At 72.6% G+C, this 26,180-nt stretch carries 21 protein-coding genes; 9 read left to right on the forward strand and 12 right to left on the reverse strand.

Annotated elements, in window-relative coordinates; all coding sequences use genetic code 11:
• Positions 1-62: 62 nt before the first annotated feature.
• The 3 genes from J2S44_RS43140 to J2S44_RS28645 all read right to left on the reverse strand — a co-directional run bounded on the left by J2S44_RS43140 (position 63) and on the right by J2S44_RS28645 (position 5,193).
• Positions 63-3,143 (reverse strand): ATP-dependent RNA helicase, encoded by a 3,081-nt coding sequence (locus tag J2S44_RS43140; protein WP_445343976.1) that lies wholly within the window; start codon positions 3,141-3,143, stop codon positions 63-65.
• A gap of 102 nt (positions 3,144-3,245) precedes the next feature.
• Positions 3,246-3,464, reverse strand: coding sequence for a hypothetical protein (locus tag J2S44_RS28640; RefSeq protein ID WP_310420234.1), 219 nt, complete (start codon positions 3,462-3,464; stop codon positions 3,246-3,248).
• An 85-nt stretch (positions 3,465-3,549) separates the two neighbouring features.
• Positions 3,550-5,193, reverse strand: coding sequence for an ABC-F family ATP-binding cassette domain-containing protein (locus tag J2S44_RS28645; RefSeq protein ID WP_310420236.1), 1,644 nt, complete (start codon positions 5,191-5,193; stop codon positions 3,550-3,552).
• 165 nt (positions 5,194-5,358) lie between these two features.
• On the opposite strand from J2S44_RS28645, the gene J2S44_RS28650 reads away from it, so the two are divergent.
• Entirely contained in the window at positions 5,359-6,315 is a 957-nt protein-coding gene (locus tag J2S44_RS28650; RefSeq protein ID WP_310420238.1) for a DUF4240 domain-containing protein, read from the forward strand.
• On the opposite strand, the gene J2S44_RS28655 is transcribed toward J2S44_RS28650, so the two are convergent.
• Positions 6,316-7,302 carry an FAD-dependent oxidoreductase gene (locus J2S44_RS28655; RefSeq protein ID WP_310420240.1) on the reverse strand — a complete coding sequence of 329 codons (987 nt, stop codon included), beginning with the start codon at positions 7,300-7,302 and terminating at the stop codon, positions 6,316-6,318.
• A 188-nt stretch (positions 7,303-7,490) separates the two neighbouring features.
• On the opposite strand from J2S44_RS28655, the gene J2S44_RS28660 reads away from it, so the two are divergent.
• Positions 7,491-8,402, forward strand: a complete 912-nt coding sequence (locus J2S44_RS28660) for an SCO2521 family protein (RefSeq protein ID WP_310420242.1) — start codon at positions 7,491-7,493, stop codon at positions 8,400-8,402.
• 53 nt (positions 8,403-8,455) lie between these two features.
• Positions 8,456-9,343 (forward strand): hypothetical protein, encoded by an 888-nt coding sequence (locus tag J2S44_RS28665; RefSeq protein ID WP_310420244.1) that lies wholly within the window; start codon positions 8,456-8,458, stop codon positions 9,341-9,343.
• Here J2S44_RS28665 and J2S44_RS28670 read toward each other — a convergent pair.
• From J2S44_RS28670 to J2S44_RS28685, 4 genes are read right to left on the reverse strand one after another with little or no spacing between them, the layout of a single operon-like run.
• Positions 9,327-10,298 (reverse strand): SCO2522 family protein, encoded by a 972-nt coding sequence (locus J2S44_RS28670; protein WP_310420246.1) that lies wholly within the window; start codon positions 10,296-10,298, stop codon positions 9,327-9,329. The two genes, J2S44_RS28665 and J2S44_RS28670, sit on opposite strands and share 17 nt — an antisense overlap.
• Entirely contained in the window at positions 10,295-11,212 is a 918-nt protein-coding gene (locus tag J2S44_RS28675; RefSeq protein WP_310420248.1) for an SCO2523 family variant P-loop protein, read from the reverse strand. The genes J2S44_RS28670 and J2S44_RS28675 overlap by 4 nt, the downstream gene beginning before the upstream one ends.
• Before the next feature lies 1 nt (position 11,213).
• Positions 11,214-13,064: an SCO2524 family protein gene (locus J2S44_RS28680; RefSeq protein ID WP_310420250.1), complete on the reverse strand. Its 1,851-nt coding sequence runs from the start codon at positions 13,062-13,064 to the stop codon at positions 11,214-11,216.
• 9 nt (positions 13,065-13,073) lie between these two features.
• Positions 13,074-13,838 carry an SCO2525 family SAM-dependent methyltransferase gene (locus tag J2S44_RS28685; RefSeq protein ID WP_310420252.1) on the reverse strand — a complete coding sequence of 255 codons (765 nt, stop codon included), beginning with the start codon at positions 13,836-13,838 and terminating at the stop codon, positions 13,074-13,076.
• A 450-nt stretch (positions 13,839-14,288) separates the two neighbouring features.
• Here J2S44_RS28685 and J2S44_RS28690 point away from each other — a divergent pair, with 450 nt between their 5' ends.
• Both J2S44_RS28690 and J2S44_RS28695 read left to right on the forward strand, forming a co-directional pair.
• Positions 14,289-15,485 carry a cytochrome P450 gene (locus J2S44_RS28690; RefSeq protein WP_310420254.1) on the forward strand — a complete coding sequence of 399 codons (1,197 nt, stop codon included), beginning with the start codon at positions 14,289-14,291 and terminating at the stop codon, positions 15,483-15,485.
• A complete protein-coding gene (locus J2S44_RS28695; RefSeq protein WP_310420256.1) occupies positions 15,482-15,682 on the forward strand; it encodes a ferredoxin in 201 nt (66 codons plus the stop codon). Before J2S44_RS28690 ends, J2S44_RS28695 begins: the two co-directional genes overlap by 4 nt.
• A 151-nt stretch (positions 15,683-15,833) precedes the next feature.
• On the opposite strand, the gene J2S44_RS28700 is transcribed toward J2S44_RS28695, so the two are convergent.
• Both J2S44_RS28700 and ggt read right to left on the reverse strand, forming a co-directional pair.
• On the reverse strand, positions 15,834-17,366 hold the full coding sequence (locus J2S44_RS28700) for a metallophosphoesterase (RefSeq protein ID WP_310420258.1): 1,533 nt from the start codon (positions 17,364-17,366) through the stop codon (positions 15,834-15,836).
• Positions 17,367-17,644: 278 nt separating this feature from the next.
• On the reverse strand, positions 17,645-19,393 hold the full coding sequence (ggt, locus tag J2S44_RS28705; RefSeq protein WP_310429969.1) for a gamma-glutamyltransferase: 1,749 nt from the start codon (positions 19,391-19,393) through the stop codon (positions 17,645-17,647).
• 193 nt (positions 19,394-19,586) lie between these two features.
• On the opposite strand from ggt, the gene J2S44_RS28710 reads away from it, so the two are divergent.
• A complete protein-coding gene (locus tag J2S44_RS28710; RefSeq protein ID WP_310420260.1) occupies positions 19,587-19,862 on the forward strand; it encodes a hypothetical protein in 276 nt (91 codons plus the stop codon).
• A 42-nt stretch (positions 19,863-19,904) separates the two neighbouring features.
• On the forward strand, positions 19,905-21,236 hold the full coding sequence (locus tag J2S44_RS28715; RefSeq protein WP_310420263.1) for an APC family permease: 1,332 nt from the start codon (positions 19,905-19,907) through the stop codon (positions 21,234-21,236).
• On the opposite strand, the gene J2S44_RS28720 is transcribed toward J2S44_RS28715, so the two are convergent.
• Positions 21,214-23,016 (reverse strand): serine/threonine protein kinase, encoded by a 1,803-nt coding sequence (locus tag J2S44_RS28720; protein ID WP_310420265.1) that lies wholly within the window; start codon positions 23,014-23,016, stop codon positions 21,214-21,216. The genes J2S44_RS28715 and J2S44_RS28720 overlap by 23 nt on opposite strands.
• Positions 23,017-23,223: 207 nt before the next feature.
• Here J2S44_RS28720 and J2S44_RS28725 point away from each other — a divergent pair, with 207 nt between their 5' ends.
• Positions 23,224-24,588 carry an SLC13 family permease gene (locus tag J2S44_RS28725; RefSeq protein ID WP_310420266.1) on the forward strand — a complete coding sequence of 455 codons (1,365 nt, stop codon included), beginning with the start codon at positions 23,224-23,226 and terminating at the stop codon, positions 24,586-24,588.
• Here J2S44_RS28725 and J2S44_RS28730 read toward each other — a convergent pair.
• A complete protein-coding gene (locus J2S44_RS28730) occupies positions 24,585-25,058 on the reverse strand; it encodes a hypothetical protein (RefSeq protein ID WP_310420268.1) in 474 nt (157 codons plus the stop codon). The genes J2S44_RS28725 and J2S44_RS28730 overlap by 4 nt on opposite strands.
• Before the next feature lie 166 nt (positions 25,059-25,224).
• Here J2S44_RS28730 and J2S44_RS28735 point away from each other — a divergent pair, with 166 nt between their 5' ends.
• The gene (locus tag J2S44_RS28735; RefSeq protein WP_310420270.1) at positions 25,225-26,124 is read left to right on the forward strand and encodes an SPFH domain-containing protein; all 900 of its coding nucleotides are present in this window, start codon (positions 25,225-25,227) and stop codon (positions 26,122-26,124) included.
• The last annotated feature ends 56 nt before the right edge of the window (positions 26,125-26,180 follow it).

The raw sequence follows: 26,180 nt of genomic DNA on the forward strand, positions 1-26,180 counted from the left end.
CCATATGTCGGTTTTTTCGTGTGAATTGGTGTCAGTAAGCTGACAGTGTCGGTTGCCCGGAATCAGCCCCGGCGTGGCTGCACCCGTCTCGTCGGCGGCGCGGTGGTCGGGTCCTCCGGCCACGGATGCCGCGGATAGCGCCCCCGCATCTCCGCTCTGACCTGCGGATATCCGTTCCTCCAGAAGGACGGCAGGTCGGCGGTCACCGCCACCGGCCGCCCGGCCGGGGACAGCAGGTGCAGCACCACCGCGACCCGCCCGGCACCGACCATCGGCGCCCGCGCCCACCCGAACGCCTCCTGCACCTTCACCGCCAGCACCGGCGCGGCCGGATCCGCGTAGTCCAGCCGCACCCGCGACCCGCTCGGCACCGTCACCCGCTCCGGCGCCACCTCGTCCAGCCGCGCCGCCTCCCGCCACGGCAGCAGCCGCCGCAGCGCGGAACCCAGGTCGGCGCTCCGCAGGTCCCGCAGCCGCCGGGCCCGGGCCAGCTCCGGGCCCAGCCACTCGTCCAGCCGGTCCAGCAGCGCGGCGTCGCTCACGTCCGGCCAGGGCTCGCCGAGCGCGGCCCGGCAGAACGCCAGCCGCTCACGCAGCGCGGTCGCCTCCCGCCCCCAGTCCAGCACCGCGGCCAGACCACGTTCCGCGAGCGCGTCCCGTAGCGCGGCCGTGACCAGCGCCCGGTCCGGCCGGGCGAGCGGCCGCTCGCGCAGCACCAGCGCACCGAGCCGCTCCACGTGCCGCGCCCGCAACTCGTCACCGTCCCAGGCCACCTCGTCGGCCGCGCTCAGCAGCGGCGCACCCGCCTCCCGCGCGGTCGCCTCGTCGATCACGGCGGCGAGACGGACCCGCGCGTTCGCCCGCCCGGCCGCCCGGTCCGCGCCCGCGATCGCCAGCCACGCGCTGCCGGCCAGCGTCGACCCGTCCGCCAGCTCGGCCGCGGTCCCGCCGGCCATCAGATAACCGTTGCTCCCGGCCGACCGGACCCGCGCCAGCCACTCCGGGTATGCCAGCCCGGCCACCAGCCCCGCCGCCAGATCGTCCGGCAACCGCCCGGCACCCCGGCGAACCGCACCCCGCCGCTCCACCGTCCCGTCCGGCCCGGCGGGTGCGCTGCCCGGCCGGCCGGCGCCGTCGTCGGCCGTCCGGTCCGGTCCGGCGAGTGCCCGGCGATGTCCGGCGGCCGTGCCGTCCGGTCCGGCGGGCGTCCGGCCGTGTCCGGCGGCCGTGCCGTGCGGTCCGGTGGCTGTGCCGTGCGGTCCGGTGGCTGTCCGGTCGTGTCCGGCGGTTGTGCGGTCCGGTCCGGGACCTGTGCTCGACGGATCGGCGGACGGGGTGCCGCCGTCGGCCGTCCCGTCCGGGGCGGTGGTCGCGGCGGAGCGGAGGCGGCGGGACTCGGCGCGCCAGCGGGCGGCGGCGGCCGGGTCGGCGCCGGTGCGCAGCGCGCGCCAGGCCGCGGCCAGGTCGTCCCGGCGGCCGGTGAGCGTGTCGTCCGCGAGCAGCGCGACCACCTCGGCCGCGCGCTCGGCGCCGACCGCGGGCGCGCCGTCGAGCAGCGCCCGGGCCAGCCGCGGGTGCGCGCCGACCCGGGACATGGCCCGGCCGCGCGGCGTCACCCGGCCGTTCGCGGCGACCGCGCCCAACGCGCGCAGCGTGGTCGTGGCCACCTCCAGCGCGGCGGCCGGCGGCCGGTCGGGGAGCGCGAGCCCGGAGCCGTCCGGCGCGCCCCAGACGGCCAGCTCCAGCGCGAACGCGGTCAGATCCGCCGCCGCGATCTCCGGCTCCGGGAACGCGGGCAGCCGCTCGTGCTCCGCCTCCGCCCAGCACCGGTAGACCCGCCCCGGCGCCTCCCGCCCGGCCCGGCCGGCGCGCTGGGTGGCCGAGGCCCGCGAGACCCGCACGGTCGCGAGGGACCCGAGACCCCGGGACAGATCCATCCGGGGTACGCGGCTGAGCCCCGCATCCACCACCACGCGCACGCCCGGCACGGTCAGGCTGCTCTCCGCGACCGCGCTGGCCAGCACCACGCGCCGCCGCGCGCCCGGCCGCAGCGCCGCGTCCTGCGCACCCGACTCCTGCCGTCCGTGCAGCGTGACCAGGTCGACCTCGCCGCGCAGCCCGGCCAGCCGGCCCGCCACCGCGCCGATCTCGCCGGCCCCCGGCAGGAACACCAGCAGGTCCCCGGCGCTCTCCGCCACCGCCCGCCGCACCACGGCCGCCACATGATCGAGGAACCGCGGCTCCACCCGCATCCCGTGCGGCGGCGGGATCGGCCGCTCCGGCGGCGCCCACACCACCTCCACCGGGAACACCGCCGCGGTCGCGGTCACCACCGGCACCCCACCGGCCCCCACCGCCACCGGCCCTCGACCCGCGCCGCCGTCGGCGACCGCGCCGCCGTCGGCGACCGCGCCGCCGTCGGCGACCGCGCCACCGTCGGTGGCCGGACCGCCGCCGTTGCCCGCGCTGCCGCCGACCGGGCTGTCGCCGGGATCGGCGTCCGGTGGGGCGAGGGCGTCCGGGGCGGCCAGGCAGCGGGCGATGCGGTCCGCCTCCGCGGTCGCGGAGGTGGCGAGCACGAGCAGGTCGGGACGAAGGTTCGCGCGGACGTCGGCCGCGAACGCGAGCGCCAGGTCGGAGTCCAGGTGGCGTTCGTGGCACTCGTCGAGGATCACGGCGGCGACGCCGGGCAGCTCGGGGTCGCGTTGCAGCCGGGCGACCAGGACGCCGGTCGTCACCACCTCGACACGGGTCCGCGGGCCGACCCGGCGCTCGCCCCGGACCGTGAAACCGACGGTCTCGCCGACCGGCTCCCCGAGCAACGCGGCCATCCGCCGCGCGGCGGCTCGCGCGGCGACCCGCCGGGGTTCCGCGACCACCACGCGCCCGGCTGCCGCCGGAAACGCCCCGCCGGCACCGCCCGCCGACCCGGTGCCGCCGTCCGCGCGGTGACCGCCGGCCAGGGCGGCGGGGTCCGAGGCGAGGGCGGCGGGGTCCGAGGCCAGGGCGGCGCGGTTCGAGGCCGGGGTGGCCAGGGCCGCGGCCAGCGCCAGCGGGACCACCGTGGTCTTGCCGGTGCCCGGCGGTGCGACCAGCACGGCCGCGCCGTGTGCGCGCAGCGCCGGGATCAGCGACGCGAGCACCGCCTCGACCGGGAGCCCGGTCCTCTGCCAGCCCGTCACGAAGAATCGCCGCCTCTCGCCGTACCCTCGGATGCCCCTGGGTTGTAGCAAACGGCGCCGGGGTCAGTCGCGGTAGGAGCGGCTGACCATGTCGAGGGCCCAGATCATCCGGTGGGCGGCGGCCTCCGGGTGGTCGCCGAACTCGCCCGCGACCTCGCCGGCGCAGCCGTGCTCGCCGAGCCGGCCGAGCGTGTCGACCACGGCCGCGCGGACCTCGGTCTCCGCCGGACGCTGGGATGCCTGCAGTACGGATGCAAAAAGCGCGTCCGCGCGAGTGTTCACGGTGCACCTCCTGATACGTCGTGCCTGGTGACACAGCTAACCCGGTACGCGGTGCCGGTGGGGGTCGCGGGCGGTTGCGGAACGGTCACAGCGATTCTTCGGTGACCGTCCCGGCGGCGACCGCGAGCCGGCGGTTGACCCGGACCGCGTCCAGCATCCGGCGGTCGTGCGTGACCAGCAGCAGCGTGCCGGGGTAGCCCTCCAGCGCGGACTCCAGCTGCTCGATCGCCGGCAGGTCCAGGTGGTTCGTGGGCTCGTCGAGCACCAGCAGGTTCACGCCGCGCGCCTGGAGCAGGGCCAGGGCCGCGCGGGTACGTTCGCCCGGCGACAGCGACCCGGCCGGGCGCAGCACGTGGTCGGCGCGCAACCCGAACTTGGCCAGCAGCGTCCGCACCTCGGCCGGCGCCTGCTCCGGCACGTGCGCGGCGAACGCGTCCAGCAGCGGGTCGCCGCCGAGGAACAACCCGCGCGCCTGGTCCACCTCGCCGACCACCACGCCGGAGCCGAGCGCGGCCGTGCCGGAGTCGAGCGGGAGCCGGCCGAGCAGGGCCGCGAGCAGCGTCGACTTGCCGGAACCGTTCGCACCGGTGATCGCGACCCGGTCCGCCCAGTCGATCTGCAGCGTGACCGGCCCGAGCGTGAACCCGCCGCGGGTCACCGTCGCCTCCCGCAGCGAGGCGACGACCGCGCCGGCCCGGGGCGCGGCCGCGATGGTCATCCGCAGCTCCCACTCCTTGCGTGGCTCCTCGACCGTCTCCAGCCGTTCGATCATCTTCTCGGTCTGCCGGGCCTTCGCGGCCTGCTTCTCGGTCGACTCGGCCCGGTGCTTGCGGGCGATCTTGTCGTTGTCGGTGGACTTGCGGCGCGCGTTGCGGACGCCCTTCTCCATCCAGTTGCGCTGCATGCGGGCGCGCGCCTCGAGGCCCTCCCGGGTGTCCGCGTACTCCTCGTAGGACTCGCGGGCGTGCCGGCGCGCGGTCTCCCGTTCCTCCAGGTACGCCTCGTACCCGCCGCCGTAGGTGTTGACCTGCTGCTGTGCCAGGTCCAGCTCGACCACCCGGGTCACGGTCCGGGCCAGGAACTCGCGGTCGTGGCTGACCAGCACGGTCGCGGCGCGCAGCCCGGTGACGAAGCGCTCCAGGCGGGCCAGGCCGTCCAGGTCCAGGTCGTTCGTCGGCTCGTCGAGCAGCACCACGTCATAGCGGCTGAGCAGCAGCGACGCGAGGCCGACGCGGGCCGCCTGGCCGCCGGAGAGCCCGGTCATCGGGTGGTCCAGGTCGACCGTCAGGCCGAGGTCGGCCGCGACCGCCTCGGCGCGCTCGTCCAGGTCCGCGCCGCCCAGGTCGAGCCAGCGTTCCAGCGCGTTCGCGTAGAGATCATCGGCACCGGCCCGCTGTTCGGTCAGCGCGGTGGTGGCCTCGTCCAGCGCCGCCTGTGCCGCGGCCACGCCGGTGCGGCGGGCCAGGAACGCGCGCACCGACTCGCCCGGCACCCGGTCGGCCTCCTGCGGCAGGTAACCGACGGTCGCGGTCGGCGGGTTGACCTGCACCGTGCCCTGCTCGGCCGGGATCAGCCCGGCCAGCGTGCGGAGCAGCGTGGACTTGCCGGCGCCGTTCACCCCGACCAGGCCGATCACGTCGCCGGGCGCGACGACGAGGTCCAGACCGGAGAAGAGGATGCGGTCCCCGTGGCCGGCGGCGAGCTCGCGGGCAATCATCGTGGCGGTCACAAGGTGTGCAGCCTACAGAGCCGCCGGCCGGGGCCGGACGGCAAGCGGAGGTGGAGCGTGCCCGCCTGCCCCGGTCCGCCCCTCGCACCCGGATTCCACCCCGGAGCAACGCCCGAGCGGTTACGTTGAGCCTGGTGGCCGGTGTGACGGGAGCGGGTGACGGGCATGGATGAGCGTTCGTTCTGGACCGCTGTCGCGCTGCTGTCGGCGGAGGAGCTGGACGCCGCGGTCGCCACGCTCACGGCCGAGCTGGCCGGCCGGCCGGTCAACGAGATCACCGCGTTCGCGGATCACCTGGCCGTGGTCGTGCACGCGATCGACACGCCCGCGCACGCGTCGTTCGTGCCCGGCGGCGCGGAGGCGTTCCTGGCCGCCCGGTGCGCGGTGGTGGCGGCCGGCCGGGAGACCTACCTGCGGGTGTTCGGCGACCCGCCGGCGATCGCGGAGTTCGCCAGCCCGGGCGCGGAGTGGCTGCTCGCGGTGCCGGCGAACGCGTTCGAGCGGGCCACCGGCCTGGCCTGGACGCACGAGCCGCCGGTCAGCGTGGAGACCGGCAGCAACCCGCTCTGGTCGCCGATCGCGGCGGACGACACGGCCGAGGAGACCTGGCTGACGTACGGCGGCGGGCTGCACACCGTGCTCGGCACCCGCCCCGCCTACGACGCGACCATGCAGGTGCTGATCGCGGCCGTGGACGCGGAGCCGCGCTGGCGCCGCTGGTGGTCCCGGTCCGGCCTGCACACGCTCGACCTGGCGCCGCTGTGGAGCGAGGGCGACGCGCCGGGCGTGACCGTGCGCCGCGGCGCGCAGCGCGTGGTGGTCGACGCGATCATGGACCCGCGCGGCTTCGCCCGCACCGACCGCACGTTCCTGCGCGAACTGGCCCGCGCCGACCTGCTGACCATGTTGGAGGCGGTCCGGTCCGCGCTGGACCTCGGCCCGCTGCCGTCCCTGCCGCGCATCCCCGACCTGCCGGACATGCCCGACTCCTTCGCCCCCGGCCAGGAACTGCCCCGCCTCGACGTCGACGAGGTGGTCCGCTTCGCCGAGGAGGTCGGCGGCGTCGACCTCGAGGAACTCCGCCCGGTCCTGCACATGCTCGCGACCGACCCGCCGCTCTGATCAGAGCCCCAGGACCAGGTCGCGCACGTCGGCCGCGCAGCCCCAGGACAGGCTGACACCGGCGCCGCCGTGCCCGTAGTTGTGCACCACGTGATGCCCGCCGACCAGCTCGTGCTCCACCCGCACCGGATCACGGACGGGCCGGATGCCGATGCGGTGCCCGAGCACCGGCAGCTCCGCGATCCGCGGGTCGATGCGGGCGCAGCGGGCGATGATCCCGGCGGCGATACGGGCGTCCTCGTCCACGTCGGCCCGGCCGATCTCGGCGCTTCCTCCGAGGACCAGCAGTGGTCCCTGCGGCAGCAGATACGTCATCTCCCGGGGAGCATCGTCATGGGTCATTCCCGGTGGGCCGCCGAGGTGCTCGGCGAAGAATTCCTCGATGCCCGGGTTCTCCACAATGACGAGCTGGCCCCGGATCGGTGTGACGCGCGAGTCCGGGACGAATTCCGCCGCGCCCGGTCCGGTGCAGTTGATCACGATCGGAGCCTCACCGGCGACGGCAGCCAGGCTGGGTGCGTGCCCGATGGAAATCGTTCCGCCGGCCGCCTTCAGTCTGTGCTGTAGGTATTCGAGGTAGACCGGCATGTCGACGACCGGGGCGTGATATCTCCAGCCGGTGACGAAACCGGGCGGCAGATCGTCGGGGTCACAGCGCCGGAACCCTGGCAACGTCGTCACGTGGGTCGGCGGTGTGGCAGGCACGCGGGTGGCCTCCATGCCATCGAGCACGTGGACACCCGCGTCCGGCGCGTTCCGGGCGAGGCTGGTGAGAGTCCGGTAGGTGACATCTGTCCACGGTCGGATCCGCTCATGCGAGGCATACAACGGATCCCAGATCGCCCCTGCGGCGTAGGACGTGGATTCCAGCGCCGGCGCTGCGGTGCGGATGCGGACGTCCATCCCGGCTTCCGCGAGGAGTGCCCCGGTGGTGAGGCCGGCTACACCGGCGCCAATGATCAAGACTTCCGCGCGAACGCTGGTCATCCCGTCACGGTAGACGGGCATCGCACAATTTCGACCGCGGACATTCACAATTTATCCGTTGATATCGCGATCACAGGAAGATCGTGTTCTGAGATTTCCTCGGAATGGAGCAGTAAACCCGCAAGGGGGCGTTGCGATGTCAACACGGAGTGGGGTGCAATCGGAGGGCCTGCGCGATTAAGGAATCGATGTTGATCCTCGGAGAGATTCATACCGGACTGTTGCGTCACCCCACCTCGGTCACCACGGGTGTGGCACGGGACCTGCTCGACCTGGTCGCCGGTGAACCGGTGCGGGTGTCCGAGCGGCCGATCTCCTGCGCGTGGTCACCCGACCTGATCACCGGCGTGGACTGCCCGCTCGCCGGCACGTCCGGCCGGGCCGTCGGGACGGTCCGGCACTGCGCCGTCCTCACCGGCGGCTGCGTGGTGCAGGCGTCGGCGTACACGACGGTCGATCCCGCGACCGAGGCGCGGCGCCTGCCGTGGTCGCACTACATCTCGCGCCCCGGCCACGTGGAGGTGCTGGCGAAGACGCCGCCGGCCGGCCTCGCCGACGCCTTCCTGGCCGGCGAGCGCGGGCCGGGCGCGCTCGACCTCGGCGGCATCTGCGCCCGCACGATCGACCGGGTGCAGGCCTCGCCGCGGCTCGACCGGCGGGTGGCGCTCCGGGTGCCGCGCACCCGGTTCCGCTGGGCCGCCACCGTGGGGCCGGACCGGGTGGACCTGCTGGTCGACGACGGTGACCTGCGCACGCTTCGGCTCGCGCTGCCCGAGCTGCCGGCCGGCCGGATCGCCGACCTGTGCGCGGACATCGCACGGCACGACTGGCTGCTCAGCTCGCTGATCGAGGTGATCGGCGCGAGCGCGCTCGGCGTCCGGGCCCGAGAGGAGACGCTGCCCCGGCTGGCCCCGGCGATTGACACGCTGCTCCACCTGTGGATGCCCGCGGCCCGGCTGGACGGCGGAATGGCTGCGGTCTGGGAGTCGCTGGAGCTGCGGCCCGGCTTCACCCGGCAGTGGGAGACGCTGGTCGCCCGCATCCGCGACCAGCTCTCGGTCGGCACGGTCGAGGCACTGTCGGCCGGGGTGCGTGTCTGATGCAGGCCACGGTCCGAAATCGCGTCGTACGGACGGCTGTCGTAGCAGTCGTCGTGGGGGCCTTCACCTACCTGGTCACCGACTATCTGAACCAGCCGCAGGCACTCGCGATCACGCTGTCCATTCTCATCGGAAGCGTGACGTTGATCAGTCAGTTCCTGATCGAGTTCGAGCAGCGGCTCGCGGCCGTCGAGCAGTCCGTGCAGAGCAATGCGCTGAGCATGAAGAACTCGATGCGCGACTCTTTCTCAAAGATCAATGAAGCGACCGACCTGTTCGCGCGGGTCGAGGCCTCCCCGTTACCGACCGATCTCGTCACACAACTGGTCCGGGACGCGACGCAGATAGCGACGGACTCGCCGCCGCTCGTGTACGACTTCTTCACGCAGGAGATCACGAGAACGTCCGACGTCCTGCGGAAACTCGGCAGGGGCGGTGAGGTGACCTACGACGGTGAGGATCGCGACTGGCTGCTCGGCCTCACTCGTCACGCGCGCATCGGCATCGACGCGATCAGCCTGACCCTGGTGGACCGGGGGTTGTGGACCAGCGAGATCGGTCAGCGCTACCTACAGGTCCAGCACAGCGCCGTGGAGCGGGGAGCGGTGGTCCGCCGCATTTTTGTGATCGACCGCCCCAGCGACGGCATCGACCCCGAGGTGCGTGAGGCGTGCGAGGCGCAGAGCCGGATCGGCATCAGGGTCCGACTGCTCGACCGCACCCGAATTCCCGCTACGCTGCGCGTGTTCGGACTCGGCTTCATCGTCTTCGACGATCTGCTGAGCTACGAGATCATCGCGCCCGCACCGCTGGAGGACACGGCCCGTTCGACGATCGCGGAGACTCGGCTGTCGCTGCTTCCCACCCGGGTGCGCGACCACGCCCGGATCTACCGGGAGCTGTGGGAGCTGGCGTCCGAGATGCCTACGCCCGTGAGGTGAAGACGTAGTCGATGCGGTCGACGACCTCGGCCGGCAGCGGGATGCCCTCCGCGGCCGCGCGCGCCGCGACCTGCTCGGCCACGTCGCGCTGGACCGCCACCTGGCTCAGGATCACCCGTACCGCGGTCTCGATCTCGATGAACCGGGTGTCCAGCACCGAGGCGGTGCGGAACGCGGCGAACGGCGCGGCCCGCGGCTCCCACTGGATCACGGCCGGCATCTCGTGCCAGGACGCCGGCAGGTCCGCGCGGGTGGCCGGTTCCGGTCGCCAGACCGGCTCGCCGTGGTCGCGCAGCAGGCCCAGCCGGAGCAGCTGCCAGACCGCGGCCAGGAACGGGCACGCCCACAGCCGGCCGGTCTTGCGCTCCTGCCAGATCTCCACGTCGACGTAGATCGAGTGGTTCTTCACCGCGTTCTGCCGGGGCGGTTGCCAGCCGCGGGCCGCGTCCATCGCCTCGGACGCGGCCGTGCCGGTGGACGGCGGCTCCCCGTTGGCCAGCCAGCCGCTCTGGTGCGTGGGCGGGCGGGAACCGTTCGTGCCGCGCGGCGGGTCGGCGACCAGCCGGCCCTCCACGATGCGGGCCACCTCGACGCCGTCCGCGGTCGCGCACGCGGACTCGCGCGCGATGTAGTCGATCCGCAGGCCGGCCTCGTCCGCGGCGGCGGCCAGCTCCGGGAGCACGTCGGCGGGCGAGCCGAACGGCGCGAAGTAGTCGTCGATCAGGAAGCAGGTGCTGATCCGGGTGGCCTGGCCGGGACGGCTGTCCGCCTCCATCCGGCGCAGCGCGTCCGCCCACGGCCGGACCCGGCGGAACTGCGCGCGCAACCGCTCCGGCCCGGCCGCGAAGTCCTCCATGTAGAGGTGGCCCAGCTCGATCGAGAGGTGGGCGAGCGGCGTCGACCGTACCCTCGGCGTCGCGGTCGTCTCGGTGTAGGTCACCTCCGGGACGGTCACAGGCCCTCCCAGGCGGTGTCGTCGACGATCCGCTTCGCCAGCGCGTCGAGCGCGTCCACGGTCTGCTGGTTGGCCGCGTGCCGCTCCCACACGTCGCCGTCCGTGAGCAGCTGCTCGCGCCACTGCAGCACCGGGTCGAGCGGGATCTGGCCGAGCATCAGCGTGCGCCCGACCCGCTCCCGGGCGGCCTGCCGCTGCAGCTCCTGGTTGCACGCGTCCACCCAGGCCAGCTGCTCGGGGCGGAGCCCGGCGTAGTCCGGCGACCTCGGGTCGACCACCGCGGTCCGCACGAAGCGCACCGAGTTCGCCAGCTGCCGGGGGTCGTGGCCGCGGTCCTCGCCGATCCGCAGGATGCCCCGGGCACCGTAGACCAGGCTCGCCGCGGCGCCGATGTGCTGGCTGGTCCACCGGTGGAAGACCAGCCACCGGTGCCGCAGATGTGCCAGCTCGGCGCGCGCGGTCGCGGCCAGCGCGATGTCGATCGCGTACGACCGGCCCGCGCTCAGGTCGATCAGGCAGAGGTCGAACTCCTCATCCAGCCGGAGGAACAGCTCCGCGCACCGGTCGACGATCTCACCGGTCGACGCGAACTCACCGCCGCCGGCGTCGCCCGGGTAGAGCATCAGCCGGCCCGCCCCGGCCGGCCGGCTGCGCAGGCTCGGCCGCTGCGACTCGGTCCACACGTTCAGCCGGCGCGGCGACGCGCTCTGGCCGCGCAGGTAGGAGTGCATGCCGTCGAACTCCACCCCGGCCTGCGCCGCCGAGATCTGGAAGATCGCGCCCGCGGTCGGCGAGCCGAAGTCGAAGTCGAGGTAGCAGGCGTCGCCGCCCTGCAACGCGTGCCGGTAGACCACGTTGCTGCTGGTCACCGAGCGTCCGGTGCCGCCCTTGTCGGACGTGGCGAAAACGAGCATGTCACACCGGCTCGGCGGTGGCCTCGCGCGCGGCGGCGAGGCGGTCGAGCCGGATGAGCACGTCCTCGGCCAGCGCCTTGGCGCTGCCCGGCCGCTGCCGCAGGATCCGGCGGGCGCGCTGGAGCTGGCGGTTGACCTGTTCCAGCTCGGTGCGCAGCCGTTCGCCGCGCTGCGCGAGACCGTTGAGCTGCTCCTGGTCGTACAGGTGCTCGGCCTCGATCAGCAGGTCGGCGGCGATGTCGGTGAGCCGCTCGCTGCGCGGTGGCGAGCTGCGGATCACCTGGGCGGCCTGGATCAGGCAGTCGACCACGCGCTTCGTGTAGTACCAGGAGGGGAGCGTGTGCGTGACGTCGAGGTCGAACACCCGGGACGGGTCGTCCCACAGGTTCGCGGCGCGGTCGTCGGTCAGCCGGCGGTCGGTGAGGTGCCGCCACACGTCGCCGGCCAGCGACGTGGCGCTCTGCCGGGCCGCGTTGTCGGAGAGCAGGCCGGCGAGGTGCACCGTGCGCTTGAGCAGCACCGGCGCGAAGTCCGACGCGACCCACCCGAGCTGCGGCCCGCCGACCTTCTCGCTGCCGACCAGCAGGAAGGTCTCACCGGGACGGTGCAGGCGGATCGCCGGGTCATCCGCGAACGGGCGGCGGGTGATCCGGCTGCGGTTGGCCAGTTCGTCCAGTACGGTGCCGACCCGGGCGAGGTCGGCGTCGGACGCCCGTCGGGTGATCAGGTCCTGCATCACCATGCCGCTGATCAGCAGGCTGAAGTAGTCGGACTGCTGACCGTCGGTCGCAGCCCATGGAAGATCTTCCAGCGGCCATCGGCCCGAGCCGAATGTCGCGATGACGGACCAGTACGACTGGGTGAGATCCCAGCGCAGCTGCAACGCCTGCGCGAGGCGCAGCTGCTCCTCGTTGAGCAGGCCGAGCAGCCGGGTGCGCTCGGAGAACAGCGACCGGATAGCGTCGAGCGCGACCACCGTGAAATACAGGTACGGCTTCGGCTCGGCCACGCCGGCGGGCTGCCGCCCGATCTGGTCCTTTCCCTCGATCGGTGGCGCGTTCTCCACCAGGCCCCAGGACCATCCGCACTCGAACAGCCGGTGCGGGTTGTCGAGCAGGCTGCCCTCCTCGGCACCGGAACCGATCGTGACGTCGTCCCGGAGGCGGGCGTTGATCTCCCGCAGCGAGAGCCGGAGCTGTTCCACGACCTGCCGCTCCGGCAGCCGGCTCTGATTGGTGGTCTTCAGCAGTTGCCGGCCCTGCTCGTCGCTGGTGTCGAAGACGTTGACCGCGAAGCTGCGCAGCAGGCCGACCATGGCGGCGGTGAGCCGGGTGCCGGCCATCTGCTCGAGCCGGTCGACCTGCTGCCGCAGCGTCTCCCGGGTGACCACCGCGCGGAACGTCTTGGCGAAACCGATCGTCGCGAGCATCAGCGTCACCGAGATCGAGAACGAGTCGACCACGTCGAGACCGCGCTGTTCGGGTTTGATCTCGTCGACCGCGCTCGGGTCGGCCGCGGTGAAGTACGTGTCGCCGGCGAACACCGGCGTGCCGTCCGGCGCGGTGTACTTCTCCAGGTACTCCGTGATCAGCTGGACCAGCCGTCTCGGCACCTCGAGGTGATCGCCGAGCGCGGCCAGCGAGCCGATGACGTCGTCCTCGGTCTCGTCCGGCCGGTCGATGCGGAACGTGGGCACGTCCGCGGCCGGTGACATGATGCAGAGCAGCTGCTCCGCGTCACTGATCGAGTTGCTGCCGTCGCGACCGCCCCAGCGCCACTCGGCACCGCCACCGGAGTAGCTGGCGAATGCCCGCCAGACCTCCAGAAGGTGCTGGCGAGGTTGGACATCCATCCCGGCTGCTCACTTCCTGTGAGACGCGCTGCCTCTACCCGCGAAACCCGTTACGACGATCATTCCTTTGTAGCCGTCGCGGAGTGTCGTGTCGTCCACCGTGTGGACACTGACATTATGGGTCAGCCCCGCAACGCAGCGCTCGATGTCGTACTCGTCCACGGCCAGCGCGGGAAACTCCAGCGCGCCGACCTGGTAACCCTGGGAATCCTTCATGAAGGCGGCGGCAAATGGGGCGAACCGCTTCAGCGAGCCCAGGAAGTTGCGAGTGGCCCGTTCGAACTCGTGCCGGTTCTGCGTGATCGACTCGGCGACGAAGAACATCGTCCCCATGTCGAACGCGCCGTCCTGCGGCAGTGTGAAGACATTGCCGGCGACGATCTCGGTGCGGCCGCTGATCGCGGTGCTGGGATCAGTGATCACGTCGTAGGCCGGGCGGCCGGTGCGCAGCCGAGCGGTGAATTCGGCCCAGATCGGGCTGGGTGACGCCTGCTGGCGCGCGAGCCACGCGCGGTTCGTGCGCGCCCGCTCGAACAGCGTCACCCGATCGGCCCAGGGCAGCATGGACAGCGCGGGGTAGAGATTCGCGCCGGTGCCGACGTCGATCGCACGGCCGTGCCGGCGCAGCTGGGATGAGGAGAAGAACGCGCCGAGATGATCAATAATTTCGGCGTCAGCTCGCCGGACGCTGTCATAGTTATGCGTGAAGTAGAAGTCAGAGTCGAATGCATCCCATGCCCACTCCGAATTCGACCGAGTCTGCGCATCAGTCATGACTGACTGTAACTCCCTCGTTGGGCTGAGTATTTGCCCTTGGTTTGTGCTCGTTTCCGGCAAATCGACGAGGCTCGTTCGTGGAGCGTCTCTGTGGCGCGGAGTGGGCAACGAATCTGTGACTGTCGCGTGGTGTATTGCCCGGCGGCGTGGACAGAATGCCTCGATTGTACGCCATCCGGGGGGTCGGCTCATGGATTGCGGCCGGTCGATCGTCTTGCTGATCGGTGCTATCGGGTGGGTTCGGTCGGCGGGATTCAGCTTGCCAATTCATGATCTTCGGGAGTGCTCGCGGGTGATCTGGTTCAATTTTGCTGGTGGAGTCACCCCTGCTGGACGGACGTCGGCCGAATCCGCCGTGGACGTGATGCGGGTGGAGGTCTAGCGTCGGCATTGACCGGAATCGCTTGCCGCACTTCTAATCGATCTTCGATGACGGGATGGCCGCAGATGACCGCTCCGCACCTCCGGACCACGCGCACCTGCCCGTTCGCCCCACCCGAGGAGCACGAGCGGCTGCGCGACCAGGAGACGCCGACGAAGGTCACCATGCCGAACGGGGAGCAGGCCTGGGCGCTCGGCCGGCTCGACCACGTCCGCGCGATGCTGTCCGACCCGCGGTTCAGCTCCAACCGCTGGCTCCGCGGCTTCCCCACGCTCACCAAGGACCGCCCGCAGGACGTGCCCGGCCGGCACGCGCGGCGTACCCCGCTGGTGATGATGGACCCGCCGGAGCACGGCGAGGCCCGGCGCGCCGTCGTCGGCGAGTTCACCGTCCGGCGGATGGAGGCGCTGCGCCCGCGGATCCAGCGGATCGTCGACGACCACATCGACGCGATGCTCGCCGGGCCGAACCCGGCCGACCTGGTCACGGCGCTGTCCCTGCCGGTCCCGTCGCTGGTGATCTGCGAGCTGCTCGGCGTGCCCTACGGGGACCACGACTTCTTCCAGACGTCCTCCGCCACGCTGCTCAGCCTGACCGCGCCGGCCGAGGAGCGCGCGGCCGCGGCCGAGGCGCTGCACGTCTACCTGGCCGGCCTGATCGCGCGGCGCCGCGAGCAACCGGGCGACGACCTGCTCAGCCGGCAGCTCGCCACGTCGGACGACGTCGAGGCGCTGGTCTCGCTCGGGTTCCTGCTGCTGCTCGCCGGCCACGAGACCACCGCGAACATGATCTCCCTCGGCGTGGTGGCGCTGCTCGACCACCCCGACCAGCTCAAGGCGATCACCACGGACCCGTCCCGGACGCCGGCCGCGGTCGAGGAGCTGCTGCGCTACTTCACGATCGCGGAGTTCGCCACGTCCCGGGTCGCGCGGGAGGACGTCGAGCTGGGCGGCGTGCTGATCCGCGCCGGCGAGGGCGTGGTCACGCTCGGCAACGCGGCGAACCGGGACCCGGCCGCGTTCCCGCACGGTGCCGAGCTGGACGTCGAGCGCGGCGCGCGGCACCACATCGCGTTCGGCTTCGGCGCGCACCAGTGCCTGGGCCAGAACCTCGCCCGCCTGGAGCTCCAGATCGTCTTCGACACGCTGTTCCGCCGCGTCCCGAGCCTGCGCCTGACCGAGCCCGCGGACGGCCTGCCGTACAAGGACGACGCGACGGTCTACGGCCTCTACCGCCTGCCGGTCACCTGGGACGCGCCATGACGAAGATCCACGCGGACACGAGCCGGTGCATCGGCGCTGGTCAGTGCGTGCTGACCGACCCGGACGCGTTCGACCAGGACGACGCGGCGGGCATCGTGATCGTCCTGCGTCCCGAGCCGCCGGACGACGCGGCGGTCACGCGCGCCCGGCAGGCGGTCCTGATCTGTCCCAGCCAGGCGCTGTCGTTGGAGCAATGACGAACCGATGTGCCCGCTCCCGGCGGGCCGAGTGCCGCATGCTCCCGCGGGCACCGGTCGTCGCTGGCGCTCCTCCCTGCGGGATCCGAGGGCGCAAGGACGCGAACGGCCCGCTCCGCGTCCTTGGAATCCCGCGGAGCGGGCCGGCCGGTCAGAGCGGGAACTCGTCGAAGAGCACCACGTCGCCGCCGGCCACGGTGTCGTAGCGGTAGGAGCGCACCACCCCGGCGGCCGAGTCCAGCAGCGTGAACACGGTGATCTCGTTGCTGGCGACGAACGGCAGCGGCTCGCCGCCGGGCCCGGTCAGCGGCGCCACCGTCGGCAGCACCGGCTCCAGCCCGCCGGGGTCGCCCTGCAGCACGTAGTCCGGGCCGGCCGGCGCGATCCGGGAGCGGCCGGAGAGCTTGTGGTACGCGCCCCAGGTGTTGCCCACGTTCGACGTCTCCAGCCAGTTGACGCCCGCGTCGTCCCGGAACCGGGCCCACACGTGCGAGTGCCCGTTCAGCACCAGGTTCACGTAGTAGGCGGAGAAGACCGGCGCGAGGTCGCGCAGCACGTAGTCGTTCGCCAGCGGATACTCGTACCGGATCTCCTCGTCCGTGATCACCCGCACCGGATCCGTGTAGGCCGGCACCGAGTTGAAGCCCAGCCCGTGGCTCGGATGGTGGAACATCACCACGCGGTAGCGCGCGTTCCGGGCCTCGTCCGACGCCAGCGCGGAGACCAGGAACGCGTACTGCGGCGATCCCTTGCCGATCGGCGCGAAGATGAACCGCCCGTGTCCCCACCGTTCCGGCGAGTCCCGGTCCGCGGGCCGTTCGGAATAGGTGCCCCGGGTGCCGGGCCGCTCCGGGCGCCAGATCTCCGTGCCGAACAGCGACACCACATAGACGTCGCCGACCGTCCGCGCCCACCAGCGCGGCCCGCCGGTCTCGCTGGCCGGGACCGGGAACATCGCCTCGTACGTGCTCACGTCCCAGTCGTCCGGCACCGCGTCGTGGAACTGCGCGTTCAGCGTCGGCGACGCGGTCCGGCGGATCACCTCGTGGTTGCCGATCGTGGGGTAGAGCGGCGCGGACGAGATGATCGGCGCGCCGGTGAACGTGCGCCCGCCCGCGGTCCACGACGCCCGCCCGCCGAACGCGGCGAAGAACGCGCGCCCGTCGGCGTGGTCGAACCAGTCGCTGCCCCGGTCCACCACGTTGACCATGTCGCCCGCGAAGAGCACGCCGTCCAGGTCGCCCGCGGTCTCCGCGGCCAGCTCCAGGTTCGCCGGGACCATCGGGCCCAGCTGGTGATCGCTGGTGAGCAGCAGGCGCACCGGCGTCCCGGCCGCCGGCGCGCCGCGCAGCGTGTGGACGCCGGAGAGCACGGACCCGGACATCACCCGGTACGCGGTGCGCCCCTCCGGCAGGCCCGTCACGACCGCGAGCTGGCGGTGGACCGGCCGCTCGACCGGCCCGCCCGGCGCCGGCGGCCGCGCGTCCTCCCGCATCCGGGGCAGCCGGGTGGTGGCCGCCGGCACCACGCGCACCTCGTGCGCCGTCGCCGGTGTGACGGCCGCGAGCACGTCCGCGGGCCCGAGCAGCACCGCGTTGACCGCGCCGGGTTCCGAGGTGTGCCAGACGACGGTGACGGATCCGGGCCGGGGATCGAGCAGGTACGGCTCGCAGAGCAGGTCCATGCTGCAAGGCTAGGAAACCCGGGCGCAGAAGCGGGTCGACAGTGACATGGGTCAACGAGCAAAGGGTTGGCAGCGGCAGGCGCCAACGAGCAAAGGGTTGACAGTGACATGGGTCAACAGGAAAAGGGTTGACAGTGACATGGGTCAACAGGAAAAGGGTTGACCACCCACGGGGGAAGGTGGTCAACCCTTTATGCGCTCAGCGTACGACGCCCACGCCGGGAACGCCAGGCCCGAATTCGCACTTTCGCTTCACCGCCCGGCCATCCCGGCGTCTCCTAACGGCCGGAGCGGACCACCCCGGCGGCGCCGACCCCGCGCCGAACCGGTTCCGCCACGGCCGTGAGCTGGCCGTTCCGGCCGAACTCGATCGCGGTCGCGGCACCGATCTCGGCCGTGGACGTGAACGCCGGATGCCCGAGCGCGGTCAGGTCCGCGCCGTACGCGGCGATGAACGCGGGCTCGGCCTGCGGCGTCGCGGAGTTGCGCTGCGACGCCCGCGGCGCGGCCACCGCGGCCGGCAGGCTCATGCCCAGGTCGATCCGGTTGATGAGGATCTGCAGCACGGTGGTGATGATGGTGGCGCCGCCCGGCGAGCCGACCGCCACGAACGGCTTGCCGTCCTTGAGCACAATCGTCGGCGACATCGAGCTGCGCGGGCGCTTGCCGGGACCGGGCAGGTTCGGGTCGGCCGCGGTGCCCTGGGTCGGCGTGAAGTTGAAGTCGGTCAGCTCGTTGTTGAGCAGGATGCCGCGGCCCGGCACCACGATCCCGGCGCCGCCGATCTGCTCGATCGTGAACGTGAACGACACGACGTTGCCCCACCTGTCGGCCACGGTCAGGTGCGTGGTGCTCTGGCTGGCGTCCGTGTCCGGCACACCGGCGGCGGCGGGGGCACAGCCGGTGTACCGCCCGTCCGGCACGCCCGGCGCGACCGGCTTCGGCAACGCGGCGGAACCGGAGATCACGCACCGCCGCTCGGCCGCGAACCGGTCACTCAGCAGCTCGTCCAGCACCGCCCGGCGGGTGTGGTCGCCCACGTAGCGGTTGCGGTCCGCGAACGCCAGCGCGGACGCCTCCAGGTACCGGTGCAGCGCGTCCGCGTCGTCCAGCGCGGCCAGGTCGTACCCCTCCAGGATGTTGAGCGCCTCACCCACCGCGGCGCCGCCGCTGGACGGCGTGGCCATCCCGTAGACGTCCAGCCCGCGGTAGTCCGAGCGGGTCGGCGCCGGGAACCGCGCCTGGTAGCGGGCGAGGTCGCGGACCGTCATGCCGCCGGGCCGGATCGGGTGCGCCCAGGTGCCGATCGGCGTGTCCGACACCGGCGGCCGCTGCACGGTCGCCGCGATGTCGCGCGCGATCGCCCCCTCGTAGAACACGTCCGTGCCGCGCTTCGCGATCAGCCGGTACGTGTCCGCCAGGTCCGGGTTGCGGAACGTGGAGCCGACCGCGGGCGGCGCACCGCCGGGCAGGTACAGCTCCGTGGACGAGTCGAACTGCCCGAAGATCGCCGCGTTCGCCGCGACCTGCGCGTTGAACGTCGCGTCCACCGTGAAGCCGCGGTCCGCCACGTCCGCGGCCGGGCGCAGCAGCTCGCCGAGCGACCGGGAGCCCCATCGGTCCGCCGCCGCCTCCCAGACCGCGAGCGTGCCCGGTACGCCGACGGAGAGGCCGCTGACCCGGGCCGCGTTGAAGTCCAGCGCCGTACCGTCCGGGTTCTGGAACGAGTTCTCCCGCATCGACGCGGGCGCGGCCTCCCGGCCGTCGACGGTGTGCACCCGCCGGGTGCGCGCGTCGTAGTAGACGAAGAACCCGCCGCCGCCGATCCCGGCCGAGAACGGCTCCGTCACGCCGATCGTCGCGGCGGCCGCGATCGCGGCGTCGACCGCGTTGCCGCCCCGGCGCAGCACGTCCAGGCCCACCGCGGTGACGGTCGGGTCGACCGAGGAGACCGCGCCGCCGTACCCGGTCGCGGTCGGGGAGATCGGGGGCTGGTAGGAGGCGTGCGCCGGTGCGGCATTGATCATGGTGGCGGCGAGCGTGGCGGCGGTGAACGCCGCGAGATGCTTCACAGTGACCCTCCGAGATCGACGATTGTCAGACCAGGCCTACCGCTCCCCATCTCGCGACGCAAGCGTACGGAGCAGTTCGGTTGCCGGAAGGTAGCAACGGGTGGCTGCGTCTTCCCTGCAAAGCACCCGATTTCCTACCGTCGTGACCATGCGCGACAACGAGAAGGTGCGGTTCGACCCCACCGCCCCGGACATTCGCCCGGTCGGCTGGCAGGTGCAGATGCGGATCGACTGGGTGGTGACCCAGGTGATGGCGACACATCGCGGCCTGCCGGAGGACCAGGTGCGGATCGAGCTCGCCCAGCGGCTGCGCGGCATGGGCGCGACCGCCGGCCAGCGTCAGGTGGACAACTACGCGCGGGCGATCTCCGCGCTGCCGTCCCTGCCCGCGACCGGAACCGCCACGGACACGGCCGGCCGGTAACCGGACGTTTACCGATCATGAATCGGCGGCACATCTGCCGCCATGACGACGGCCACGGAGTCCACCGAGCTGCGCCGCGTGATCAGCCGGCCGGTGCTGACGTTCTTCATCCTCGGCGACGTGCTGGGCGCCGGCATCTACTCGCTCACCGGCGAGGTCGGCGCGGACTCCGGCGGCGCGATCTGGGCCAGCTTCCTGATCGCGTTCGGGTTGGCGTTCCTGACCGCGTTCGCCTACCTCGAGCTGGTCACGAAGTACCCGCAGGCGGCCGGCGCCGCGCTCTACGTCGACCGCGCGTTCGGCATCCGGGCGCTGTCGTTCATGGTCACGTTCGCGGTGATGGCGTCCGGCGTCACGTCCGCCGCGTTCGCGGCCAGCCGGGTCGGTGGCCGTTACTTCACCGGCCTCACCGGCGTCGAGAACCCGCCGGCCGTGCTGATCGGCGTCGTCGCGATCCTGCTCGTCGCGGCCGTGAACCTGTGGGGCGTCGCGGAGTCGATGCGGGTCAACGTCGTGATCACCTGCATCGAGCTGGCCGGCCTGCTGTTCATCATCGGCGTCGGCGGCTGGGTGCTGGCCACCGGCGGTGGCGACCCGGGCGCCGCGTTCGAGTTCTCCGGCACCGGCTTCGGCGTGGCCACCGGCCTGCTGGCCGGCGCCGCCACCGCGTTCTACGCGTTCATCGGCTTCGAGGACTCGGCGAACCTGGCCGAGGAGGTCACCGAGCCGCGGAAGTGCTTCCCGCCGGCGCTGGTCACCGGCCTGGTGCTGGCCGGTGTCGTCTACCTGCTGGTCGCGTTCACGGCCGCGATGACGGTGCCGCTGGACACGCTGGTCGCGTCGTCCGGCCCGCTGCTGGAGGTGGTCCGGATCGGCGCGCCGGACCTGCCCGCCGAGCGGGTGTTCTCCGCCGTGTCGATCATCGCGGTCAGCAACACCATGCTGATCAACATGCTGATGGCGTCCCGGCTGCTCTACGGCATGGCCAACCGCGGTGTGCTGCCGCCGATCTTCGGCCGGCTCGGCGCCCGCCGCACGCCGTGGGTCGCGATCGCGTTCACCACGGCCGCCGCGGTCGGGCTGCTGATCGCGGTGGACGACCTCGGTGACCTCTCCGACACCACGGTGCTGCTGCTCACCGGCGTGTTCCTGGCCGTCAACGTGTCCGCGCTGGTGCTCCGCCGGGACACCGTCGACCACGACCACTTCCGCGCGCCGACCGTCGTGCTGGTGCTCGGCGCGATCGTCTCCGCGCTCTTCCTGCTGCCGGTGGTCCGCGACGCCGGCATCTACCTGCTGGCGTTCTGGATGCTGCTCGGCGGCGCGGCGCTCTGGGCGGTCAACTGGGCGATCACCCGGTCGACCGCACGCTGATGTCCTTGACCCGCACGGTGTAGGGCGGCGGCGGGCCGTCCTGCGCCGCGCCGGACACGCCGAGCGTCACCTTCCCGGCCGGCAGCCGGCCGGCCAGCGGGAGGATCGCCACCTGCTCCGTGCCGCGCCACACCCGAACCCGGTCGGCCTCCGCGCGGATGGTCAGCGCGACCGGCCCGCCCAGCGCGATCGGGCTGGTCAGTGCCTTGGCGGCGAGCTCGGTCTTGAGACCGGTCCCGGTCGGCTGCCGGTCCAGGCGCAGGTCGTTCTCGCAGACGTGCAGCACGTATCCGTCCGGATCGTTGACGCCGAGCCAGAACGACGCGCACGAGCCCGGCGTGACCAGGGTGGCGGTCGCCGCGATCTCCACGTCGCCGCCGAACACGGTGGCCGGCCCGGTGCACCGGAACCAGCCGTCGGACTGCTTCGTGATCTCCATCGAGCCGCCCGTGAACGCGCAGATGCCGCCGAACTCCGTGCTCGCCGCCCAGTTCGCGCCGCTGGTCAGCGGGTCCGCGACCGCGTGGCCGGCGGCACCGGGGGCCAGCGGTTCCGGCAGCGCGTTGCCGGTGCTGGACTCGCCGCCGGGTGACTCCGACCCGGGCAGCACCCCGCCGTCGCCCGCGACCGCCGGGCCGCTCGGGCCCGCACCGGCCGGATTCAGCCCGCCGCCGGCCGGGTCGTCGCCGCCGCGCGTCGACAGCGGGATCGCGATCGCGGCCACGATCGCCACCACGGTCAGCACCCCGGCCACGACCGCCACCAGCCGGGCCCGCTTCCGGGCCGGCGTCGCGGGAGTCGCCGCGCCCACCGGAACGGCCGCGGCCACCGGCGCCGCGGGCGTCTCGGCCGGCGGCGTCACCACCGCGACCACCTCGGCCGGCGGCAACTCGTCCGTCGCCTCGCCGCTCGCGTCGAGCAGCATGTCGAGCAGCTTGCGCGCGGTCGGCCGGTCCTCCGGCTTCTTCGCCAGCGCCGCCGACACCACCTTGCGCAGCTCCGGCGTCAGGCCCTCCAGGTCGGGTTCGCCGGAGATGATCCGCATCGCGGTCAGCGGCATCGACGCGTCCTGGAACGGCGTGCGCCCGGTGCCCGCGTACGCGACCACGGCACCCCACGCGAAGATGTCCGCCTTCGGCGTGGTCGGCGCCTTCCCGGCCGTGTCCAGGCGCTCCGGCGGCATGTACGCCACCGTGCCCAGCATCTCGTGCGTCTTCGTCACGCCGCTGGTCGCGTCCGTCGCCCGCGCGATACCGAAGTCGATCACCTTGGGGCTGCCCGGCGGCAGCAGCACGTTGCGCGGCTTCAGGTCCCGGTGCACCACGCCGGCGCCGTGGATCGCGACCAGCGCGGTCGCCATGCCGATCGCCAGCCCGTGCAGGTTCGCCGGGGTGAGCGGCCCCTGCTCCTTGACCACGTCGGCCAGGCTCGGGCCGTCCACGAACTCGACCACGAGGTACGGGTGCTCATGGTCCGGGTCCGCGTCCAGCACCTCCGCGGTGCAGAACGGCGGCACCTGCTTGGCCCGGTTCACCTCGCTGCGGAACCGCCGCCGGAAGTCCGGCTCGGCCGCCAGGTCGGTGCGGATCACCTTGACCGCGACCTGCCGCCCCTCCTCGTCCTCCGCGAGGTAGACCGTGCCCATGCCGCCCTCGCCGAGCCGGCCCTTGATCTGGTACTTGCCCAGCTCAGTAGGGTCGAGCGAGTGCAGCGGCGAGATCTTGGCACCGCGCGAGACGTCCGCCGCGCCCTCGTCCGGCGCAACTCGAGGCGATTTCACTCGGCACAAGTTACTAGGTGACCCGATCCGCGGGACGCGCCCACCGCCCCTTTCCGACCACTATCGACAGATGCGTCACAGCCGGCAACCGAACGGGTGACGAGGCGCGTCTCATACCCCGGCCTTTCGGTGATCCGGCGTACGGGCCGGCCCGGGTGGGTAGCTGGTCCGGCGGCAAAGATCCGGTTCGGCACCAGGGCGGACGTCATGGGAACAGTGGTGGCGCTGCTGATACTGGCGGCCGTGCTCGCGTTCGCGGTGATCCGGCCGCGCGGCCTCCCCGAGGCGGCCGCGGCCGTGCCCGCCGCGCTGCTGGTCGTGCTCCTGGGCATGGTGGAACCGGCGGAGGCGTGGGACGAGATCGTCGAGCTCGCCCCGACCGTGGCGTTCCTGGCCGCCGTGCTGGTGCTGTCCGCGCTCGCGGACGAGGCCGGCGTCTTCACCTGGGCCGGTCGGCTCGCCACCGCCCGCGGCGCCGGCTCACCACGCCGCCTGCTCGGCATCGTCTTCGTGCTCGCGTCTCTGGTCACGGCCGTGCTCAGCCTGGACGCCACCGTGGTGCTGCTGACCCCGGTGGTGCTGCGCGCCGCCCGTGCGATGCGCGCGCCGACCACGCCGCACGTCTACGCCTGCGCCCATCTGGCCAACTCGGCGTCGCTGCTGCTGCCGGTCTCCAACCTGACCAACCTGCTCGCGTTCGCCGCCAGCGGCCTCACCTTCGCCGGCTTCGCCGCGCTGATGACCCTGCCCTGGCTCACCGTCATCGCCGCCGAGTACCTGATCTTCCGGCTCTTCTTCCGCGCCGACCTGCGCATCCCTACCCCGGACCGGACCACGGCACCCGCAGCGGCACCCGCCGCACCGGGAGCGGCGTCCGGCTCACCGGCCGCACCGGGAGCGGCACCCGCCGCATCGGCCGCACCGGGACGGGCGTCCGGCGCGCCGGAGCCGCCCGCCGCGCCGGCGGATCCCGGCGTACCGCGGACGGCTCTGGGTGTGCTGGCCGCGACGCTGGCCGGGTTCCCGCTCGGCGAACTGGCCGGTGTGCATCCCGCGTGGGTGGCCACGCTCGGCGCGCTGGTGCTGGCCGTGCCGAGGCTGTGGCGGGCGCCCGGCGCGGGGTCCCGGCGGCTGCTGCGGGCCGTACACCCGGCGTTCCTGCTGTTCGTGCCCGCGCTCGGCGTGGTCGTGCTGGCCGTGCGCGACTCCGGCTTCGGCGCGCTGGTCGGGCACCTGGTGCCGGAGCAGGCCACGCTGCCCGGCCTGCTCGCCGCGGCCACGCTCGCCGCGGTGCTGGCGAACCTGCTCAACAACCTGCCGGCCACGCTGATGCTGGTGCCGCTGACCGCCGGGAACCCGGGCCTCACGCTCGCGGTGTTGCTCGGCGTGAACCTCGGCCCGAATCTCACCTACGTCGGCTCGCTCGCCACGCTGCTCTGGCGGCAGATCCTGCACGCCCACGACCACGCGCCCGGCAACCGCCGCTTCACCCGCCTCGGCGCGATCACCGTGCCGGTCACGCTGGTGACCGGCACCCTCACGCTCTGGCTCGCGCTCCGCCTGTTCGGCTAGTTGTCCTTGCCGTTCCACTCGCAGCCGGCGACGCCGCCGGACGCCTCGCCGGCCTTCGCGGTGTCCACCGAGGTGCCGTCGATGAAGATCTCGCAGGTCAGGTCCGCCGCCTCGGTGGTGGACATGGCGATCAGCGAGACGTGGAACACCTCGTCGACCGGGACGACGACCTTCTGCCACGGCAGCGTGGTGGCCTTCTCCTCGGTGTTCGCCGTGCCGATCAGGTACGAGACGTCCGCCGTGCTGTGCCCGCCGGTCACCCGGAGGGTGATCCCCTTCTTCGCCGGGACGTCGGTGGCCGATCCGCCCGCGCCGCCGGCCGTGGTGGCCGTCACCGGGACGGTGCTGTTCGTGGGGGAGGTGTTCGTTCCGGACGCGGCGGCGTCCGTGCCGGATGAGCCGCAGGCGGCGGTGGCGAGCGCAAGCAGCGCGGTGGCGGCGACGAGGGGCAGACGACGGTTGCGGTTCACGCGAGTCGCTTTCTCTGGAGGGTCTCTCGGGGGTTGCCTATAGCGTGACCGATTCGCCGAGTGAATCCACATTTCTACGTATGTGTTCCCGACCATAGTGTCGGCCGTCCGATTGACCGGGCTCCCTACTCTGCGGGTCAGAACGACGACACGACGGGGGAGACCGATGCGGCGAACGGTGGCGGTCGTCCTGGCGGCAGCGGTGACCATGCCGATGCTGGCCGGGTGCAGCACGGTGAGCACGGAGTCGGACCAGGTGGCGCTGCACTACAACGCGGGCTCGTTCTCGAGCACCACCTACCAGGAGTGCGTGACCCAGAACAACCGCACGTGGGACGGGCTCGGCGAGAAGTACTACAAGTACCCGGCCGGCCAGCGGAACTTCGACTTCATGGGCGGCGACGACGCGGAGAGCAACCCGTTCACCGTCGTCTCCAAGGACAACCAGGAGCTGACCGTGTCCGGCGGGCTGACCTTCCACCTGGACACGTCGTGTGACCCGGACGGCGGCATGCTGCGCGAGTTCCACGAGGAGATCGGCCTCAAGTTCCAGCCGACGATGGACGACGACGGTCAGACCACCGACCGGTGGCTGGAGATGCTGCGGTTCTACATCGGACAGCCGCTGAACAAGGCGCTGGCCACCGAGGCGCAGAAGTACGACTGGCTCGCGCTCTACAACGACCCGGCCACCCGCGCGCAGTTCGAGGCCGCGATCAACACGAACCTGGGCAACGCGGTGATGGCGACCACCGGCGGCAAGGCGTACTTCACCCAGTTCAACCTGACGCTGCAGAAGCCGGCGCCGCGCAAGGAACTGGTCGACGGGCTCGCCGCGGTCCAGGTGGCGATCACCGAGCGGCAGGCGATCAAGGAGCAGAACGCGACCGTCGACGAGAAGCTCAAGCAGATCGAGAAGCTCGTCGAGGTGCTCGGCCCGGACGGGTACGTGCTCTACGACGCGATGCAGCGCTGCCTCACCGGCGAGGCGCCCAAGGGCTGTCCCCAGTTCCTGGCGCTGCCCCAGGGCGGCAGCGTGGACGTCCCGGTCCCGGCGAGCAGCTGACCGCGTTTCCCTTCAGCCGGGACGCCCGGCGCCGATACTGCTGACGCGCCGCTCAC

This window comes from Catenuloplanes niger, from assembly GCF_031458255.1.
Taxonomy (GTDB): Bacteria; Actinomycetota; Actinomycetes; order Mycobacteriales; family Micromonosporaceae; genus Catenuloplanes; species Catenuloplanes niger.

Excerpts from the sequence above, each read along its gene's own strand:
- J2S44_RS28710 (WP_310420260.1), top strand. The coding sequence starts at position 19,587 with ATGCGCGACAACGAGAAGGTGCGGTTCGACCCCACCGCCCCGGACATT.
- J2S44_RS28725 (WP_310420266.1), top strand. The coding sequence starts at position 23,224 with ATGGGAACAGTGGTGGCGCTGCTGATACTGGCGGCCGTGCTCGCGTTC.
- J2S44_RS28690 (WP_310420254.1), top strand. The coding sequence starts at position 14,289 with ATGACCGCTCCGCACCTCCGGACCACGCGCACCTGCCCGTTCGCCCCA.
- ggt (WP_310429969.1), bottom strand. The coding sequence starts at position 19,393 with ATGATCAATGCCGCACCGGCGCACGCCTCCTACCAGCCCCCGATCTCC.
- J2S44_RS28700 (WP_310420258.1), bottom strand. The coding sequence starts at position 17,366 with ATGGACCTGCTCTGCGAGCCGTACCTGCTCGATCCCCGGCCCGGATCC.
- J2S44_RS28680 (WP_310420250.1), bottom strand. The coding sequence starts at position 13,064 with ATGGATGTCCAACCTCGCCAGCACCTTCTGGAGGTCTGGCGGGCATTC.
- J2S44_RS28715 (WP_310420263.1), top strand. The coding sequence starts at position 19,905 with ATGACGACGGCCACGGAGTCCACCGAGCTGCGCCGCGTGATCAGCCGG.
- J2S44_RS28735 (WP_310420270.1), top strand. The coding sequence starts at position 25,225 with ATGCGGCGAACGGTGGCGGTCGTCCTGGCGGCAGCGGTGACCATGCCG.
- J2S44_RS28650 (WP_310420238.1), top strand. The coding sequence starts at position 5,359 with ATGGATGAGCGTTCGTTCTGGACCGCTGTCGCGCTGCTGTCGGCGGAG.
- J2S44_RS28675 (WP_310420248.1), bottom strand. The coding sequence starts at position 11,212 with ATGCTCGTTTTCGCCACGTCCGACAAGGGCGGCACCGGACGCTCGGTG.
- J2S44_RS28660 (WP_310420242.1), top strand. The coding sequence starts at position 7,491 with ATGTTGATCCTCGGAGAGATTCATACCGGACTGTTGCGTCACCCCACC.
- J2S44_RS28695 (WP_310420256.1), top strand. The coding sequence starts at position 15,482 with ATGACGAAGATCCACGCGGACACGAGCCGGTGCATCGGCGCTGGTCAG.
- J2S44_RS28655 (WP_310420240.1), bottom strand. The coding sequence starts at position 7,302 with ATGACCAGCGTTCGCGCGGAAGTCTTGATCATTGGCGCCGGTGTAGCC.
- J2S44_RS28685 (WP_310420252.1), bottom strand. The coding sequence starts at position 13,838 with ATGACTGATGCGCAGACTCGGTCGAATTCGGAGTGGGCATGGGATGCA.